This is a genomic window from Nocardiopsis akebiae, assembly GCF_018316795.1.
Taxonomy (GTDB): Bacteria; Actinomycetota; Actinomycetes; order Streptosporangiales; family Streptosporangiaceae; genus Nocardiopsis; species Nocardiopsis dassonvillei.
The window spans coordinates 14,008-31,767 of record NZ_CP074132.1; the positions used below are offsets into that span (position 1 = coordinate 14,008).

General features: G+C 74.1%; 18 protein-coding genes. 8 read left to right on the forward strand and 10 right to left on the reverse strand.

The annotated features are described in order from the left end of the window. The first annotated feature begins 12 nt into the window (after positions 1–12). The 5 genes from KGD83_RS00045 to KGD83_RS00065 all read left to right on the forward strand — a co-directional run bounded on the left by KGD83_RS00045 (position 13) and on the right by KGD83_RS00065 (position 6,088). Complete coding sequence (locus KGD83_RS00045; RefSeq protein WP_212641944.1) at positions 13–825, forward strand: Fic family protein; 813 nt, start codon at positions 13–15, stop codon at positions 823–825. A 1,042-nt stretch (positions 826–1,867) separates the two neighbouring features. Beyond that, entirely contained in the window at positions 1,868–3,241 is a 1,374-nt protein-coding gene (gene ssd / locus KGD83_RS00050; protein WP_212641945.1) for a septum site-determining protein Ssd, read from the forward strand. Then, the gene (locus KGD83_RS00055; protein ID WP_212641946.1) at positions 3,238–4,389 is read left to right on the forward strand and encodes a TadA family conjugal transfer-associated ATPase; all 1,152 of its coding nucleotides are present in this window, start codon (positions 3,238–3,240) and stop codon (positions 4,387–4,389) included. The genes ssd and KGD83_RS00055 overlap by 4 nt, the downstream gene beginning before the upstream one ends. Beyond that, positions 4,374–5,054, forward strand: coding sequence for a type II secretion system F family protein (locus KGD83_RS00060; RefSeq protein WP_212641947.1), 681 nt, complete (start codon positions 4,374–4,376; stop codon positions 5,052–5,054). The genes KGD83_RS00055 and KGD83_RS00060 overlap by 16 nt, the downstream gene beginning before the upstream one ends. A 323-nt stretch (positions 5,055–5,377) precedes the next feature. After that, positions 5,378–6,088: a type II secretion system F family protein gene (locus tag KGD83_RS00065; protein WP_212641948.1), complete on the forward strand. Its 711-nt coding sequence runs from the start codon at positions 5,378–5,380 to the stop codon at positions 6,086–6,088. A gap of 40 nt (positions 6,089–6,128) precedes the next feature. Here KGD83_RS00065 and KGD83_RS28370 read toward each other — a convergent pair whose 3' ends face one another. The 5 genes from KGD83_RS28370 to KGD83_RS00090 all read right to left on the reverse strand — a co-directional run bounded on the left by KGD83_RS28370 (position 6,129) and on the right by KGD83_RS00090 (position 10,221). Beyond that, the gene (locus KGD83_RS28370; protein WP_249352056.1) at positions 6,129–6,785 is read right to left on the reverse strand and encodes a hypothetical protein; all 657 of its coding nucleotides are present in this window, start codon (positions 6,783–6,785) and stop codon (positions 6,129–6,131) included. Continuing rightward, on the reverse strand, positions 6,782–7,138 hold the full coding sequence (locus KGD83_RS00075; protein WP_212641949.1) for an Rv3654c family TadE-like protein: 357 nt from the start codon (positions 7,136–7,138) through the stop codon (positions 6,782–6,784). Before KGD83_RS00075 ends, KGD83_RS28370 begins: the two co-directional genes overlap by 4 nt. Before the next feature lie 5 nt (positions 7,139–7,143). Further along, positions 7,144–7,494, reverse strand: a complete 351-nt coding sequence (locus KGD83_RS00080) for a TadE family type IV pilus minor pilin (protein ID WP_212641950.1) — start codon at positions 7,492–7,494, stop codon at positions 7,144–7,146. Next, positions 7,472–7,663: a DUF4244 domain-containing protein gene (locus KGD83_RS00085; protein ID WP_212641951.1), complete on the reverse strand. Its 192-nt coding sequence runs from the start codon at positions 7,661–7,663 to the stop codon at positions 7,472–7,474. The genes KGD83_RS00080 and KGD83_RS00085 overlap by 23 nt, the downstream gene beginning before the upstream one ends. Positions 7,664–7,926: 263 nt before the next feature. Beyond that, complete coding sequence (locus KGD83_RS00090) at positions 7,927–10,221, reverse strand: DEAD/DEAH box helicase (RefSeq protein WP_212641952.1); 2,295 nt, start codon at positions 10,219–10,221, stop codon at positions 7,927–7,929. Positions 10,222–10,454: 233 nt separating this feature from the next. On the opposite strand from KGD83_RS00090, the gene KGD83_RS00095 reads away from it, so the two are divergent. Together KGD83_RS00095 and KGD83_RS00100 are read left to right on the forward strand one after the other, a co-directional pair. Then, the gene (locus KGD83_RS00095; RefSeq protein WP_013156307.1) at positions 10,455–10,802 is read left to right on the forward strand and encodes an STAS domain-containing protein; all 348 of its coding nucleotides are present in this window, start codon (positions 10,455–10,457) and stop codon (positions 10,800–10,802) included. A 13-nt stretch (positions 10,803–10,815) separates the two neighbouring features. Then, a complete protein-coding gene (locus KGD83_RS00100; protein WP_212641953.1) occupies positions 10,816–11,364 on the forward strand; it encodes an ATP-binding protein in 549 nt (182 codons plus the stop codon). Between the two features lie 281 nt (positions 11,365–11,645). Here the strand turns inward: KGD83_RS00100 and KGD83_RS00105 are convergent, their stop codons facing one another. The 3 genes from KGD83_RS00105 to nth form a co-directional block, all read right to left on the reverse strand. Beyond that, positions 11,646–12,824, reverse strand: a complete 1,179-nt coding sequence (locus tag KGD83_RS00105; RefSeq protein WP_212641954.1) for a MarP family serine protease — start codon at positions 12,822–12,824, stop codon at positions 11,646–11,648. 21 nt (positions 12,825–12,845) lie between these two features. Then, positions 12,846–13,499: an NUDIX hydrolase gene (locus KGD83_RS00110; RefSeq protein ID WP_212641955.1), complete on the reverse strand. Its 654-nt coding sequence runs from the start codon at positions 13,497–13,499 to the stop codon at positions 12,846–12,848. Between the two features lie 377 nt (positions 13,500–13,876). Beyond that, entirely contained in the window at positions 13,877–14,623 is a 747-nt protein-coding gene (gene nth / locus KGD83_RS00115; protein ID WP_013156303.1) for an endonuclease III, read from the reverse strand. Between the two features lie 289 nt (positions 14,624–14,912). Between nth and KGD83_RS00120 the strand changes: the two genes are divergently transcribed. Continuing rightward, entirely contained in the window at positions 14,913–15,599 is a 687-nt protein-coding gene (locus KGD83_RS00120) for a Crp/Fnr family transcriptional regulator (RefSeq protein WP_013156302.1), read from the forward strand. Positions 15,600–15,947: 348 nt separating this feature from the next. Here KGD83_RS00120 and KGD83_RS00125 read toward each other — a convergent pair whose 3' ends face one another. Together KGD83_RS00125 and KGD83_RS00130 are read right to left on the reverse strand one after the other, a co-directional pair. Then, entirely contained in the window at positions 15,948–16,754 is an 807-nt protein-coding gene (locus KGD83_RS00125; protein ID WP_212641956.1) for an MBL fold metallo-hydrolase, read from the reverse strand. 81 nt (positions 16,755–16,835) lie between these two features. After that, entirely contained in the window at positions 16,836–17,729 is an 894-nt protein-coding gene (locus tag KGD83_RS00130) for an NUDIX hydrolase (RefSeq protein ID WP_212641957.1), read from the reverse strand. Positions 17,730–17,760: the final 31 nt, after the last annotated feature.

The following is a 17,760-nucleotide window of genomic DNA, read 5'->3' on the forward strand; positions in this document are numbered from 1 at the left end:
GTGTTGTCCTCCGTGAGCGAACCGACTTCTTCCCCCGCGTCCGACCCGCTGGCCCGTATCGCCGAACTGCCCGGTGTGGCCGACGCGGTCGCCGAGACGCGGACCCTGGTCGACCGCCTGTTGGGGCACCGCGTGCTGCGCCGCCGCAGCAGCGACGTGTCCATGGAGTCCGCGCTGCGCGGCGCGGTCGCGTCGGCGGCGCTGGAGGGCGCCGAGGTCTCGATGGAGGAGATCCGCGAGGGGCACGTGTACGACACGCGCGTCAAGGGCGCGCTGCGGGTGTCCGGAGAGCTGGGGAGCCTGGTGGACACCTGGCCGAGGGCGCCGCGCCAGGCCCTGGCCCGGCTGCATACGCTGGCCGCGGCGGACGCGGTGTCCGCGGACGCGCTGGGGCGCCCCCGCAGGGCCGGGGAGCGCGTCGAGGACCCCCTGGGGCTGGGCCCGGCCCCGGCTCCGGAGACGGCGATGGCCCGGCTGGAGGGGCTGTACTCGCTGCTGGGCGCGCGTACGTCGGTCCCCGCGCTGGTGATGTCCGCCCTGGTGCACGGGGAGCTGATGGCGGTCCGGCCCTTCGGGTGGGGCGACGGCCTGGTGGCGCGCGCGGCCGAGCGGTTGACGCTGGTGGAGCGGGGCCTGGATCCCAAGTCGCTGGTGCCCTCGGAGCTCGGGCACCGGACGCTGCGGGACGAGTACGGGCCGGCGCTGCGCGGGTACATGGGCGGCACCCCGGAGGGCGTCGCCGGGTGGGTGGCGTACTGCTGCCGCGCGGTCCGCGCGGGGGCGCAGGACTCGCTGGCCACCTGTGAGGCCCTCAAGCGCGGCTGAGCACGGGGCTCCGGTCCCCGGTCCCCGGTCCCGGGCCGGATGCCTGGGGGTGTGCGGGGCGGGCGGACGGGTCCGACGCCCCGGCGGTACGCGGGACGCGCGGAGAAGCCGGAAAAGGGCAACAACTTTTGACGGCCGACAACTGTGCGTGTCCGAAAGGCTGAACACTTATCGTTTATTTACCGACCGGTAGGTTCGGGAAGAGTATCGGTTCGATCACGCTTGTCGGTTCCGCCGGGGAACGGGGGTCGCACGGCCCTTGCGCGCGCACACGGCGAACGGCGCCCCGTCCTGTCTCCCGGGGCGCCGCCTCCGACACGTTCCGCCGGGTTAGCAGGCGTCCATTTCCCTAGTCTGACCAGGCAGGACATCGTCCTGTCCGATCTAGACGGGCCTCACGGGGCCAAGTGGCGCGTGGGTTCCCGGTTGTCGTGTCGGGGTGGTTCTCAGCCACCGACTGCTTTCTTTCTACGCCGATGTTCCGGCGTCGAAAAGGCGGTTGACCCGAATTTTTGCCCTTGATTCCAGAACCGATACGGAACTCTGCGTGGTAACGTCTGTCCCGTCGTTCCCAAGAGGGCGGGCGGCTTCACGCCTCCGCCGCACGCGCCCCATTTCGCGTTCCGGTGGTATCCCTCTTCGCCGAATGACGTCCGTGTGCCTTCCGGTGGTCGCGAGAGCACGTCTCTCCGCCGACCCTCACCAGAGAGCGGACCCGGTCCTACCCCCCCCGGGACCGGACCCCGCGTGGCGGCCTTCTCCCCCTGTGGAGGCGAGTCCCCGCGTCCGCTCGTCCAGCCTGTCGGGCAGGGGTGCGTATCCGCCCCCGTATACGCATCCCGCCCGTCAGGTGAACCGGACCGCGAACGGACCCGGCACCGGCTGGTCCGGGTCTCCGACGGACCGGGTCGCCCGCCTGTGCGCCGCCCGGCCTCCCCGCGCAGATCCGCCCCGCCGACGTTGTCCACAGCTTCGAATCGGGGCTTTCGCCGCCGTGCCCGGTCGGCGAAGGTCGAGGAAAGCCCTCGACCCGGGAGGTCCCGTGGACGTCCAGTACCGGCCCCTGCTCGTGACCGCCGACCCCCTCCTCCTCGACGACCTCCTCAGGCTGGCCGCCGCCGCCTCCACCGAGGTCTCCGTCGCCCACACGCTCGACCGGGCGCTGAGCCCGTGGGCGCGCGCCCCGCTCGTCGTGGTCGGCGCCGACCTGCGCGCGCTCCTGCGGTCCGCAGACCCTCTGCCGGGACGCCACGTGGTCGTGACACGGGACCCCCGGGAGGCCGCCGCCGACGGGAACCCGCCGGGGGGAGGGGACCCGCCACGGGTCGCCGCGGTGCCCCGGCCGCGCGTTCCTCCAGGGCGGTACCCGCCGGGCGCCCCCGCCGAGGGCTCCCCTCCGGACGGCCCGGACGCGGCGTACCGGCCGGGCACTCCCGCGGAGCGCTCCTCGACGGACGCCCCCGCGGAGGCGTGTCGGCCGGGACTCGCCGCGGAGCACCCGGCCTCGGGCACGCGCGTGGCCGGGGACCGGCCGGGCGTTCCCGTGGAGGACCCGGGCCCGGACGCCGCCGGGCAGGGTCCCCGCCGGGGGTTCCGGGAAGCACGCGTGCTCCTGCTGCCCCGGGACGAGGCCCTGCTGGTCGACCTGCTCGCGAGGGCGTCCTCCCCCGTGCGGGCCCCGGCGCCCACGGTGTCGGTGGTCGGCGGCCGGGGCGGTGCCGGGGCCAGCCTGCTCGCGGTGGCCATCGCCCTGGCCGGTGAGCGCGCCGGACGCTCCACCGCCCTGCTGGACGCCGACCCGTTCGGATGCGGCTCCGACGTCTACCTCGGGTGCGACCGGGGCCCCTCCCCCGGGCCCGAGCGGTGGACCGGCTGGGGAGACCTGCTGCACAGGCGCGGACGGGTGCGCTGGCGCGACCTGCGCGCCGGACTGCCGGGGACCTCCCGGGTGTCGGTGCTGACCTGGACGCGCGGAAGGGAGCCGACCGGCCCCCTTCCGGTGGGCGCCGTGCGCGCGGTGCTGTCCTCGGCCAGGGACGGAACCGACCTGGTGGTGGCCGACCTGCCGCGCTCCTTCGACCCGGCCACCACCGTGTTCCTGAACCGGTCCGACCTGGTGCTCGTGGTCGTCCCGGCGGACGTGCCCTCGGTGGTGGCGGCGACCAGGACGGTCTCCCGGCTGCGTGAGGAGACGCGGACCGTGCGTCTGGTGGTACGCGGTGCCCGGGGCGAACTGAGCGCGGACGTGGTGTCCAGGACCCTGAAGGTGGACCTGGGCGCGGACCTGCCGTCCGAGCCGGGGCTGGCCCGCTCGCTGGCCGCGGGGGACGTGCCCGCCCGCCATCCCCGTTCGCCCCTGGCCCGGTTCGCCGACCGGGTCGTGGCGGGCCTGCCCGCCCCGGGGAAGCTCCGGTGAGCCCCCTGGTGGAGGCCGTGCGCAACCGCCTGGTGGCGTCCGGGGCGCCGGTGAGCCCGTCGAGCGTCGCGGCGGCGCTGCGCGCCGAGGGAGGTCTGCTGGGCGACACCGAGGTGCTGTCGATGACCCGCCGTCTGGCCGCCGACCTGTCCGGGGCGGGGCCCCTGGAGGAGCTCATGACGTCCGGAGTCACCGACATCCTCGTCAACGGCCCCGACGAGGTGTGGGTGGACGACGGCGGGGGACTGCGCCGGGCCGGGGTGCGCTTCGAGTCGGCGGACGCGGTGCGCCGACTGGCCCAGCGGCTGGCGGCGCAGGCGGGGAGGCGGTTGGACGCGGCCGTGCCCTACGTGGACGCCAGGCTTCCCGGCGGCGCGCGGCTGCACGCGGTGCTGCCGCCGGTGGCGCCCGCCGGGGCGTGCGTGTCGCTGCGGCTGCCGCCCCGGCGGGTGTTCACCCTGGAGCGGTTGGCCGAACGGGGAACGGTCACCCCGTGCGGGGCCGAGCTGCTGCGGTCCCTGGTGGCCTCGCGGGTGCCGTTCCTGGTCAGCGGGGGCACCGGCACGGGCAAGACCACCCTTCTGTCGTGCCTGCTCTCCCTGGTGGACCCGGGGGAGCGGATCGTCCTGGCCGAGGACTCCCCCGAGCTTCGGCCCGAGCATCCGCACGTGGTCCGGCTCCAGACCAGGCCGCCCAACATCGAGGGCAGCGGCGAGGTGTCGCTGGAGGTCCTGGTGCGGCAGGCTCTGCGGATGCGCCCGGACCGGCTGGTGGTCGGCGAGGCGCGCGGGCCGGAGATCGTGTCCTTGCTGGGCGCCCTGAACACCGGGCACGAGGGTGGTTCGGGGACCCTGCACGCCAACGGCGCGGGCGACGTGCCCGCGCGGGTGGAGGCGCTGGGGTGCGCGGCCGGGCTGGACCGGGCCGCCGTGCACAGCCAGCTGGCCGCCACCAGGGTCATGGTCGTGCACCTGGTCCGGGGCTCCGGAGGACGGCGCCTGGCCGAACTGCGGGTGCTCAGACGCGGTTCGGACGGACTGGTGGACGCGGTGCCGGCGGTGTCCTTCGGCTCCGACGGCAGTCGCCGGGAACACGCGGGAGCGGGCGAGGTGGCCGACCGCCTGGGCGGGGGGTGGCGCCGGTGGTGACCGCGGTGGCGGCCTGTTCGGGAGGTCTGGTGCTGCTGTGCCTGGTCCCCGGTACGCGGCGCAGCCGGTTGGCGTCCCTCCTTCCCCGGACCCGGCGTCCGGTGTCGTGGTCCTCGGACTGGCGGGCGCTGGCGGCCCGTGCCGGTGAGGGCGCCCGGCGCCGCGCCGCGGTGGTGGTGCTGTGCCGGGTGCTGGCCGCCGAACTGCGCGCCGGGCAGCCGCCGGAGGAGGCTCTGCGGATCTCCGCCGCCGAGGCGGGCCCGCTGGTGGGTGCCCTGACCGACGCGGATTCGTTGCGCCGCGGGGCGGAGCGCGAACCGGACCTGTGGGCCCTGGCCTACCTGGCGGTGTGCTGGGAGGTGGCCGCGGACACCGGAGCGGGTCTGGCCGAGGTGGTGGACGCGCTGGCCGCGAACCTCACCGAGCAGGAGGAGCAGCGCACGGAGGCCGCGGCGCGCACCACCGGTCCGCGCACCACCGCGATCGTGCTGGCCGCCCTGCCCGCCGTCGGACTGCTGCTGGCCTCGGGGCTGGGCGGATCACCGCTGGTGTTCCTGTTCACCACGCCGCTGGGTTTGGCCTGCCTGGTGGGCGGGGTGGCCCTGGACGTTCTCGGCACCTGGTGGACGCTGCGCATGGTGCGCTCGGCGACCGCCTTCCCCTGACCGGACCCGGGCAGCGGGCCCCGGGCGGCGGACCCCGGTCCGGGGTGTTGGCGGAGGCCCGTCCGGGCGCCTGCTCCGAGCGCCTGTCGGCGGACTCCGCTCCGAAGACCCGCGTCGGACGCCCTGACAGCGGGCCCGGGGGCTCAGCCGAGGAACCGGCCGGAGGCCAGTCCGGGCGCCTCGGCCCGGGTCCGGGATCAGGCGCCCGGAGCCCGGGGCCCGGGGCGCCGGCCGTCGAGCCGGGCCGGGGGAGGAACGGCTGGACACGGCCGGCACCGCTCCGGCCGCTGCGGAGCACGCGAGAGAAGGAAGAGGGAGGACGGATGTTCCTGACGGCCGCCGCGGTCCTGGGAGCCGCGTGTGTGTGGGTACTGCTGGGCGGGCGAACGGCGCGCGGACCGCGTCCGCCCTCCCGCGCTCCGGCCGGGCCGGGGCTGCCGGTCCGGCTGCTGGGGACGACGCTGGCGGGGGCGTTCGCGCTGACGTTCGCGGTGGCCCTGTTCGGCGCGGCCGGGGGCGTCGTCGTGGCCGGGGTGTGCGCCGGCCTGTGGGTACGCGCCCGCGGGGGCGCCGGTTCCCGTTCGCGACGGCTGCCGGTGTCCGCCGACCTGCCCGTGGTGATCGGTCTGCTCGCCTCGGGTATCCGCGCCGGAGCGACGGTGCCCGCCTGCCTCACGGCGGTGTCCCGGGCGACGCGGGGAGGGCTGGGGGAGGAACTGGCGGCGGTGGCCGAGCGGCTGCGTCTGGGCGCCGCTCCCGCCGAGGCGTGGCGGCGCCCGGCGCTGCCCGAGCCCCTCGTGCAGGTGGGGCGCGACCTGGCCCGGGCCGCCGACACCGGGGCGCCGGTGGCCGACCTCCTGGACCGGCACGCGGTCGATCTGCGCCGGACCCTGCGGGCCCGGGGGACGGCCCGGGTGGAGCGGCTGGGCGTGCTGGTGGTGGCGCCCCTGGGTCTGTGCTTCCTGCCCGCGTTCGTGCTGATCGGCATCGTGCCGATGGCCGCCGAGCTGCTGTCCCGGGCCCTGGGCGGTTGAGGCCCCGGGCCCGGTCGTGTGCGCGGTGTCGCGGTGGCGGTCAGCGGCGCCCGTCCCCGGAGCCGCGCCGCCGCTGGCCCTCGTAGGGGACGGGGAAGCGGGGCCAGCCGACGGACAGGCGCAGCACCGGCACCACGACGCACAGCACCGCCAGGATTCCGGTCGAGACGTTGCCGACGATCCGCAACGCCGTACCGGTCGGGGTCGGTGCCGCGGCCGTGCGGTACACCACCGTTTCGCTGACGGGCGGGGGCGCGTCCGTCGCGTCGCGTGGACTCTCCCGCGCGGGGCGGGAGGGTTCCGGGGAGGCGGGGGCCGGTGAAGGTTCGGCGCACCGCTCAGGGGCGGTGGGAGGAGCCGTTCGGCCGGAGTCCGCCGGGGCTCCGGAGCCGACGGGTGCGTCGGAGCGAAGGGGCTCGCCGGAGCGCGCGGCATCGGTGGGCCCGCTGGAGTGGACCGAATCCTCCGCGCCGGTGGTGCCCGTGCTGTCTTGAGGTCCGACGGCGTGGACGAGACCGGCGAAACCGTGGCCGTGCGCGGAGTTCTCGGGAGTGATGGAAACACTGGAGTGGTCGGCGCCGACGGGGTCTGGGCTCTGTGGCGCGGGCGAGGCGGGGCAGGGCGGCGCGCCCCCGGGCTGGGCGGGGGCACCCAGCAGGAGAGCGCACATCAGCACGGAGACGGGGGCAGGACTCATTCCACTTCCTCGGAGGAGACGGCGGCCGGTCCGGCCAGGGAGCGCGCCCGGACGGGCCGTTCGATGAAAGACGAGGGGAGCGCGACCACCACCTCGACGGTGGAGCCGGTGAGGACGCAGGATTCGAGGGAGGCGCGATTGGCCTCGGCGGTGTCGCGGGCCCGCGCGCAGGCCCGTTCTGTTCCGTGGACCGCCTCGGCGGCGGCGGCGAGCGCGGCCAGGTCGGCCGCGGTGGTGGCGCGGTCGCGGTCGAGCCGCGCCGCGGAGGTCGCGAGGACGGCGAGGGTGACGAACCAGAGCAGCGCCCCCAGGGCGACCCACCAGACGGTGGCGGAACCGGAGTCGGAGCGCACCGGGATCAGCTCCCGGGTTCGAGGGGGACGGCGGCGCTGCCGTCCACCGGCAGGGAGATCCCGGGTCCGAACAGGAGCCGGGCCCGTACGGTGACGCGGGCCATGCCCCCGCCCTGGGACAGGTGCACGTCAGCCCCGTCGGGAGCGGCGGTCAGCGCCAGGGAGCGGGCCCGGTCGTGGGGTTCGCCGCGGGCCAGCGCCCGGGCGCCCATGCGCGCCGCGTCGGCACAGGAGAGCTGGGCCGACGCGGCCTGGACGGCACCGAGGGCCACGGCCAGGACGAGCAGCAGGGAGGGCAGCACCATCGCCGCCTCCGCGGTGGCCGAGCCCCGGTCAAAAACCCGAGCCGAGCGCATTGACCACGAGATCGGTGAGGACGTCCTCGACCGCACCGCTGGTGAGCACGGCGTAGAGGACTCCGGCGAAGGCGACCGCGGCGATGGTGCAGAAGGCGTATTCGGAGGTCGTCATCCCGGCGTCCGGCGGGGGCGACGCGGCGTCGGGCGAGGGTACGGGAGCGGACATGGGCGCGCGAGCGGACATGGGCGCGCGAGCGGACATGGGCGCGGGAGCGGACGTGGGCGCGGGAGCGGACGTGGGCGCGGGAGCGGACGTGGGCGCGGGAGCGGACATGGCGGCCTTCCTGGCGGGGGCCGACTGGTCCGGCCCTCTTCCTCCAGGTTCGGCGGGCCGCAGCCGACGCGAAAGCCCCTTCCCCAGCCTGTGGATAACTTCCTCCGCGCCCCCGCGCTCCGTCCACGGGCCGTGGACGGCACCGGACCTCTCCCTCAGCCCTCACCGCCCGCGAGCACCTCGTCGAGCAGGCGCAGCGCACCGGCCTTGCTCAACGGCTCGTTCCCGTTACCGCACTTGGGCGACTGGATGCACGACGGGCAGCCCTGGTCGCACTCGCAGTCTGCGATGGCCGCTCGGGTCGCGGACAGCCACTCGCGCGCCGCCGCGTACCCCCGTTCGGCGAAGCCCGCGCCGCCCTCGTACCCGTCGTAGACGAACACCGTCAGCCTGCCGGTGTCAGCGTGCATCGAGGTGGACACCCCGCCGATGTCCCAGCGGTCGCAGGTCGCCAGCAGCGGCAGCAGTCCGATCGCGGCGTGCTCGGCGGCGTGGGCGGCGCCCAGCAGCGCCACGTCCTCCCGGCGCAGCCGCTCCTCTCCCTCGGCGGGCAGCGTCCACCACACCGCGCGGGTGTCGAGGGTGCGCTCGGGCAGGTCCAGCGACTGCTCCCCCAGGACCGAACCGGTGCGCACGTCCCTGCGCAGGAACCCGACCACCTGGCGCACCACCTGCACCTCACCGAAGTACACGGTGGCCCCGCCCGGCCACTCCTCCTGGCGCAGCACCGAACGGACCGCGATGTCGGTGGTGTCGCGCGCCCACGTGCTGTAGGGCGGCTCCGCGGGGTGGACCAGGGCGACGCCCTCGTCGAGGTCGAGGTCGTCGACCAGGTACGTGTCCCCCTGGTGCAGGTACACCGCGCCGGGGTGGACGGTGCCGTGGGCGGCGGGCTCGTCCACCTCGCCGAGCAGCTGGCCGCTGCCGGTGTCGACGATCTGCACGGGCGGCCCGCCCGACCCGCGGATATCGGCTAGGTCACTGGCCCGTTCATTACTCGTCCAGAACCAGCCCCGTGGACGCCTCCGCAGCAGCCGGTGCTCGACGAGTTCGGCGAGCCGCTCCTCGGTCGTCGCCCCGAAGAGGTCGAAGTCGTCCTTGGTGAGCGGCAGTTCCTGGGCGGCCGCGCACAGGTGCGGCCCCAGGATGTGCGGGTTTTCCGGATCAAGGACGGCCGCTTCTACGGACCGACCGAAAATGGCCTCCGGGTGGTGCGCCAGGTAGGTGTCCAAAGGGTCGTCGCGGGCGATGAACACCGCGAGCGCGTCCTCCCCGCGCCGTCCGGCGCGGCCCGCCTGCTGCCACAGCGAAGCCAGGGTCCCCGGCCACCCAGCGATGAGCACCGCGTCCAGGCCGCTGATGTCCACCCCCAGTTCCAGGGCGTTGGTGCTGGCCAGGCCGAGGATCTCACCCGAGCGCAGGGCCTCCTCCAGCTCACGGCGCTCCGAGGCCAGGTATCCGCCCCTGTAGGCGGCCACCCTCCCGGCCAGGGCGTGGTCGCCGCGCTCGGACAGCAGGCGCTGGGTGGTCAGCGCGACCACCTCCGCGCCCTGCCGGGAGCGGACGAACACCAGGGTGCGCACACCGTCGCGTACCAGGTCGGCGAGCATCTCGGCGGCCTGCGAGGGCGCCGTCCTGCGGATCGGCGCCCCGTGCTCGCCGGTCAGGTCGGTCAGCTCCGGCTCCACCAGCGCCACGGACATCCCCGGACGCGGGGAACCGTCCCGGCTGACCGCCGTGACGGGCACACCGGTCAGCCGGGTGGCGCTCTCGGCGGGGCTGCCGGAGGTGGCCGAGGCGAGCACGAACACCGGACGCGACCGGTAGCGGGCGCACACGCGGCGCAGCCGACGCAGGATCTGCGCGACGTGCGAACCGAAAACCCCCCGGTATCGGTGCGCCTCGTCGATCACCACGTAGCGCAGCCGACGCAGGAAGCGCGCCCACGCCCCGTGCCGGGGCAGGATGCCGTGGTGCAGCATGTCCGGGTTGGTGAGCACGTAGTTGCCGTGCTCGCGCACCCAGGAGCGCTCCTCCGACGAGGTGTCGCCGTCATAGACGGCTGTCCGCATCCCCGGCAGGGAGAGGTCCGTTATCCACCGCAGCTGATCCTGGGCGAGCGCCTTGGTCGGGGAGAGGTAGAGCACGGTTCCGCCCGCGTCAACCGCGTCCACAGCGGGTAGGAGGAAGGACAGTGACTTTCCCGAGGCGGTGCCCGTGGCTATGATCACATCACGGCCCGAACGTGCGAGGTCGGCGGCTTCGGCCTGGTGGGACCACGGTCCCGTGATCCCCCTGTCGGCGAGCCGTTCGACCAGGTGGGGCGCGGTCCACACCGGCCATTGCCCGCTCACCCCGTCGTTGCGGGCCACGTGCTCGATGTGGGTCACCTGCGGGTACCGGGTATCGTCACGCCACACACCGGGAAGCACGGGCTCCGGTCGGCTCATCCGAGACCCCTCCTCACTGGTACGCGTTCGAGGCCCGCAGGCGCCTCCTACCCAAGGGTGGAGCACTGGGACATTGGTTTCAGTGTGACATCCGGGGGAACAGTGGCGCGGTGTCACGGTTTTTCTGTGCATCACAGGAAGACGCACTCGACACGCGTGGTTGAATGCGTGCTGGTGGGGTAACGCCCGGCAGAGATCATTCGCGTTTTTCGCGGTTCGGCGCTGGAGGACTAGTGGACTTGAAGCTTGATCATTACACCGAGGGCGACACCGAGATCGTCGTCGTTGAGGGTGAGATCGATGTCTATACCGCGCCCCGGCTCCGCGAGCTGCTGATCGACCTGGTCAACAAGGGCAACTTCCACCTCGTGGTCAACATGGAGAAGGTGGAGTTCCTGGACTCGACGGGCCTCGGTGTGCTCGTGGGCGGGCTCAAGCGCGTCCGGGCCCACGACGGGACCCTCGACCTGGTCTGCACCCAGGAGCGCATCCTGAAGATCTTCCGGATCACCGGTCTGACCAAGGTCTTCGGTATCCACGACTCGGTGCAGGAAGCCATCGACAAGCGTTCCGCGAAGTAGCCCCGAGCGAGCGATGGCAACCATCACGCTCACGATCAGCGCGCTCCCCGCTCACGTGCGCACGGCGCGGCTCATGGCCGCCACCGTGGCGCGGCGGGCGGGTATCGCCGCCTCAGCGATCGACGAAATCAGGCTGGCGGTCGGTGAGGCGTGTTCCCGGGCGGTGGCGGCGCACAAGCTGCACTGCCCCACACAGCCGATCCTGCTCCAGCTGATCGACGGCAGCGGGCCTGATCCGGCGTCGGAGTCCCGCACCGACGCCACGAGCAGCATCCTGCGCGCCAACGGGGGCGCGACGCAACGTTTCGAGGTCGTCGTCTCCGACCGTGCCCCCGCCAAGGACACGGAGGAACCCGCCAACACGTCCCTGCTCGACGGGCTCTTCCTGGACGGTGAGGACACGCCTCCCGGCGGGATCTCCGGGTTCTCCCCGGGGCTGGGCCTGGCGGTCATCACGGGCCTGGCCGACGAGGTGAAGATCGACCCCAGCGACCGGGGGACCGTGGTGCGGATGAGCTGGCCGCTGGCCACGGAGCACTCGCCCGACCCGAGTTCCAACTAGGGCCGGCCGGGCCGGTACCCGAACGCTCACGAGGGCGCCTCCCCGCGGGGAGGCGCCCTCGGCGCGTCACGGGGCCGCCCGCAGCGCCGGTGGGCCCGTGGTGACCGCGAGACCTGCGCCGACGCGCCCGCGGGTCCCCGAGGCGGCCGTGGGGCGCGGGACCCGGAAGGTGGGCAGCACGGTGCCGACCGTGCCCCCGGGCCCCCTGTACATCCAGTCAACCGCCTCCCGCACGCCCCCGAAAGCCCAGGATGCGCCCTGTGGACGACGGAGCGGCGCGGTCAGTCGCAGGCCTGGGAGGAGACCTGCTCGTTGTTCTCCAGGCCGCTCCGGGCGTTCTCCGCGACCTCGTCGGCGGTGAGCACGTAGCCCGTCTCGGGCTCGTTCGTGGCGGCGGCGAAGACCACCCCGTAGACGGTGCCGTCCGGCGACAGCAGCGGGCCGCCGGAGTTGCCCGGGCGCACCACGGCGCGCACCTGGTAGATCTCCCGGCTCACCTGCTGGGAGTGGTAGAAGTCCGGCCCCTGCGCCGTCTGGCGGGCGCGGACTCGCGCCGGGACGGCCGTGAAGCCGCTGTTGCGCGGGAAGCCCGCCACGACCGCGTCACCGCCCTGCGGGGCCTCGTGGTCGAACTCCAGCGGCTCCAGGTCCAGGCCCGGCACGTGCAGCACCGCCAGGTCCTGCTGGGCGTCGAAGAGCACCAGCGTGGCGTCGAGCTGGTAGCCCTCCCGGGTGACCACCCGCAGGTCGTCGGTGACCCCGGCGACCACGTGCGCGTTGGTCATGATCCGGTCCTCCGCGTAGGCGAAGCCGGTCCCCTCCACTCGGCGCTGGCAGGAGGGTGCGGTGCCCAGCACCTTCACCACACTGCGGCTCGACTCGATCAGCTCGGGGGTGGTGAGCACGTCGGGGTCCGGCGGCGCCACCTCGGCGAGCTCACCGGTGCCCAGGCCGCTGAACACTTGCGGGAAGGCGCTCTGGTCCACGATCCGGCGGAACGTGGAGAACCCGCTGTGGGCCGCCTCGGGCATCAGCGTGTCCACCGAGTGGAGGATGCGCGAGTCCCTGACCTGTCCCGCGACGAACGGCAGCGCCGAGTTGGCGACCGTGCTGCCGATGAACCAGGCCACGAGCAGCACCGACAGGCCGCTGACCACGGCGCCGCCGATGGCGTCCAGGACCCGCGCCGAGTCCCACGTCACCTTGTTGCGGACGAAGGTGCCCAGGTAGGAGAGCAGGAACTGGCCGAGCGCCGCGGACAGGAACACCACGGCGATCGCCAGCAGCGCCTGCCTGCCGGGGTCGTCCACCCAGGCCTGGATGGGCTGCGGGGCCGTCAGGGCGGCGAGGACGCCCCCGCCGACGAAGCCCGCGAAGCTGAAGACACCGACGATGAAACCCTGTCGGTACCCCGTCACCGCGAACAGCAGCAGCAGGACGACCAGGATCACGTCGAGCACATTGCCCTCCAAGAGTGAGCGCTAACCGACCGGCCGCAGGCCCTGCGGGGTTGCTTCGAACACATCGGTGAGACCCTCGTCGCGCCAGGGAAGTTCCCAACCGCCCAGGGCGAGCAGGCTGTCGATCACCGCGCCGGTGAAACCCCACACGAGCATCCCCTCCACCCGGAAGCCGGGCCCCCAGCGCGGCCCGGCCCCGTAGCGCACCTTGACCCGGTTGGCCGGGTCGGCGAGGTCGGCGACGGGCACTCGGGAGACCGCGGCGACCTCGCCCAGGTCGGTCGGCCGCACCTCGCTGGGCTCGCGCCACCAGCCCAGGACGGGCGCCACCCGGAAGTCGCTGAAGCTCAGGTACAGCTCTGGGAGGCTGCCGACGACGTCGACCCCCTCGGGGAGGAGGCCGGTCTCCTCGGCGGCCTCGCGCAGCGCCGCGGCCTCCGGGGAGGCGTCCGAGGGCTCGATCCGGCCGCCGGGGAAGGCGGGCTGTCCGGCGTGGCGGCGCAAGCCCTCGCTGCGCTGGATGAGGAGGAGGTCGGGGCCCCTGGGCCCCTCGCCGAAGAGGATGAGGACGGCGGACTCGCGCCCTCCCTCGGCGGGCGGCCGCATGGGCGGCGGCACGGTCATCGTCTCGGCGGCGTCCGCGAGCGCGGCCAGCCAGAGCGGGATCGAGTTCATGCGGGGAACCTGTTCCGGGAGTCGTCGCGCCGTCGGTGGGTCGGAGGGGCCGTGCGCCGGGCTCCTCGCTGGGCCGCGGGGCCCGTGCCCGGGGGAGCGCCGCGCGAGGGAGCGCGTCGTTCCCGGGGAGTCGTCACGTCGTCGGACCTCCCCCGGCACCGGCGGACGGGGGTACCGCCGTCACGCGGGGCGCCGCGGACCGGGACGCCCGCGACGGGGCCGATGTGCGCACACTCACGTGCTCAGGGTACAAACCTCCGACGCCTGCTCCCGATGCCCTCCCGGCCGCCCCGAGCGTTCGGCGCGCGACCGGGCCTACGGAAGGGCCGCCCGGCGCCGGGTCGGCGCCCCGCGCACCCTGGCCGCCCTGGGGGGTCTCAGGAGAAGGAGCGCATCCGCAGCAGCTTGGTCGCGGTGGCGGTGTCCGTTGGCCCCTCGCCGAAGGAGGGGCACAGGCGGGCCAGGCCGCAGGCCCCGCACGCGGGCTTGCGGGAGTGGCATACGCGGCGGCCGTGCCAGATGACGCGGTGGGAGAGCATCGTCCAGTCCCGGCGGGGGAAGAGCGCGCCGATCTCGTGCTCGACCTTGACCGGGTCCTCCTCGTCGGTCCACCCGAAACGACGGACGAGTCGCCCGAAATGTGTGTCAACGGTGATACCGGGCACATCGAAGGCGTTACCGAGCAGTACGTTTGCGGTCTTTCGCCCTACACCGGGTAGTTTGACCAGGTCGGAGAGTTTCCTCGGAACCTCTCCACCGTGCCGTTCGCACAGTTCCTGCCCGAGTCCGATGAGGCTGTTGGCCTTGGCCCGGAAGAAGCCGGTCGAGCGGATCATCTCCTCCAACTCCTCCCGCCGCGCCGAGGCGTAGCCCTCCGCGTCGGGGTAACGGGCGAAGAGGGCGGGGGTGACCTGGTTGACCCGCTTGTCCGTGCACTGGGCGGACAGGATCGTCGCGACCAGCAGTTCCAGGGGGGTCGTGAAGTTCAGTTCGCAGTGGGCGTCCGGGTACAGCTCGATGAGCTCCCGGTACATCCTGCGGGCGCGGCGGACCAGCGCGAGTCGGCTCTCACCGGTGGGCGTGGTCGTCGGCTCGGTCGCGTCTGGTGTGTCACGGGGCATCATCACAGGGTAGGCGTCCCGGTGACGGGGCGGTCCCCGGCCCGGCGGCCGTGTCCGCGCGACCGTCGGAAGCGGGGCCGCGCCGCCGAGGACGAACGGAGCTATGTAACCAATGTCCGGTGGCGCGGCGCGGACAGCCCTGGTACAGAACTGATGACGGCTAGGATCGCAGGGGCTGACGTCGGCTGTTGTGGGCAGTTGTCTCTCGGCGGACAAGCCGGGATCACGACCTGGTTTCACACCCGGGTGCGATATACGTCACACTGTTGGCGGTCAGGTTTTAGGAGGACGTGTGGTGGACGAGATCAACGAGGTGCTGCGGAAGGCCCCTCTGTTCGAGGCGCTGGACGAGGAGGACACGGCCGCACTCCGCTCCTCGGTGAACGAGGTGCGTCTCGGCCGCGGCCAGACCCTGTTCAGCGAGGGTGACGAGGGCGACCGCCTGTACGTCATCCTCAGCGGGAAGGTGAAGCTGACCCGCACGGCCGTGGACGGCCGCGAGAACCTGCTCGGGGTGCTCGGCCCCAGCGAGATGTTCGGCGAGCTGTCGCTGTTCGACCCGCGCCCGCGCACCGCGAGCGCCGTCGCGGTCACCGACTCGGTGCTCGCGGGGCTGGGCCACGACGACCTGCGCCCGTTCCTGTCCAGCCGCCCGCAGGTGTCGCTCCAGCTGCTCAAGGCGCTGGCCGCCCGCCTGCGCCGGACCAACGACGTGATGGCCGACCTCGTCTTCACCGACGTGCCCGGCCGCGTCGCCAAGGCGCTGCTGGAGCTGGCCGACAAGTTCGGCAAGGAGGGCGAGGACGGGCTGCACGTCCACCACGACCTCACCCAGGAGGAGCTCGCCCAGCTGGTCGGCGCCTCCCGTGAGACGGTCAACAAGGCCCTCGCCGAGTTCGCCCTGCGCGGCTGGCTGCGGATCGAGGCCAAGGCCGTCGTCCTGCTCGACGTCGAGCGGATGCGCCGCCGCGCCCGCTAGGCCGTGTTCCTCGGGCGGGGGCTCCCGGGGGCCGACGTCCGCGCCCCGTGCCGGGGCTTCCCGGGCCCGAAAGCTGTGTGGCCGCTCCACCCTGCGGGGTGGGCGGCCGCAGCCGTGTCCGGGGCCGTCCGCGCCCGGCGCCCCGGCCCCCTGGGTCGGGGGAGCGCTCGCCGCGCAAGGGCTGTTCTTTGAACCGGTCTCGGCTTGCGGGGGTCGGTTCGGGCGCTCACGGGGTTCCGGAGGGGCCGGAGACGGGTTCCCGTGGGGGGAACCGCGCGCAGCGTCCGTTGGGGGTGGTGGCGTGCGACGGGCGGCACGAAGCGGAGCGGAAGGTCCGGGAAACACTGCCTAGACCTCGACGCCGTCGGGCAGTTCGCCGCGCGCCGAGAGGTAGCGCAGCTGGGCGCGCACCGACGAGGCGGCAGCGAACCGGATCTGCTCGGTGACGTCGGGGTAGACGCGGTCGACGACCTGCTCGACCCCGGTCGCCCCCGCGCGCACAGCGTCCAGGACCTGCCCAAGGCGCGACTCGCGGTGGTCGACGTAGGAGTCCAGCACCGTCGACGGAGCCGTGATGATCGGGCCGTGGCCGGGCAGCAGGGTGCGCACGTCGTGCTCGCGCACCAGGGAGCGCAGCCGGTACAGCGACTCCATGTAGGGGCCCAGCCCGTCGTCGCCGTCGATCACCGTGGTGCCGTGGCCCAGGACCGTGTCGCCGGTCAGGATGGTGTTGTCGGCCTCCACCATCAGACAGACGGAGTCCTCGGTGTGACCTGGGGTGGCGATCACCCGCACCCGCAGGCCGTCGGCCTCCAGGACCTCTCCGTCGGACAGGCCGCGTCCGCCGACCCTGGTCCCCGGGTCGACCGCGTGCACGGGGGCTCCGGTCAGCTCCGAGAAGTACCGGGCGCCCTCCCCGTGGTCGGGGTGGCGGTGGGTCACCACGGCCATCAGCACCTGGGCGCCCTGCTCCTGCACGGTCCGCGCCACGCGCTCCAGGTGGCGTTCGTCGTGGGGGCCGGGGTCGACCACCACGACCCCGCGCGCGCCCGGCTCCCGAAGGATCCAGGTGTTGGTGCCCTCCAGCGTCATCGGGCCGGGATTGGGGCACAGCACGCAGCTGGCGCGCAGTGTCCCGGAACCGTCGATCCTCATCGCACCTCGCTTCGCTCGCCGAACCGGACCGGGGAGCGGCCGGGGAATCCGGCACGCGCGGCTCCGCCGCCCGGCGGCGCCTCAGGGAGTCGCGTCGGGCCCCGGGAGGGGGTAGTCCACCCCGTTCGGCGCCACGACGCGCAACTGGCCGCCGATCTCCCGGACAACCGGCTCAATGGGGACGATATCCCGTCGGGCCTCCCGTACTCCCCGGAGGGTCCGGCACTCCGCGAGCTCGGCGCAGTTCACGACCGTGGGCGGCAGCATCGGCATCCGGCCCGCCTCCCACTCGCCGTGGACGGCGGCGGGGTCGGTCCACCGGGTGAGGTCGGCCTCGCCGCCCACGTCGCGCGAGGCCTGCCCCGGGGGGAGCTCGGCCGCGAAGAACCAGGTGTCGTAGCGGCGCGGTTCGGCCCTCGGGGTGATCCAGCGCGACCACGCGCGCAGCCACTCCGATCGGAGCACGAGGCCGCGCCGGTTGAGTACCTCGGTGAAGGAGCGGGAGCGGTCGATCAGCCCGAGCCGGTCCCGCTCCCAATCCTCGGAGGTGGTGTCGAGCGTGACGGCCTCCCCGCCCGCGCGCCCCGGTTCGCCGGCCAGCAGGACGCCGGTCTCCTCGAAGGTCTCGCGGACCGCGGCGCACACCAGCGCCCGGGCCATGCGCACGTCGGTGCCCAGCGTGCGCGCCCACTCCTCGGGGCCGGGGCCGGTCCAGGGCAGGTCGCCGTCGGCGTCGCGCGCGTCCACCCCGCCTCCGGGGAAGACGTAGGCGCCCGGGGCGAACCCCATGGAGCGGACCCTGCGCATGAGCAGGACCTCCACGGGGCCGTCCGCGCCCCCGTCCCGGACGCCGCCGCGGGGGCGCAGGAGCATGACCGTGGCGGCCGGGCGGGGCGCGACGGCGCCGCCGGACGCGGAGCCGCCCGGCGCCGCGCCCCCGCGCTCGGTGCCGTCGCCTGCCGGGACGTCGCGCATCGGCGTACCCTCCTCCTCGGGGACAGAGCGC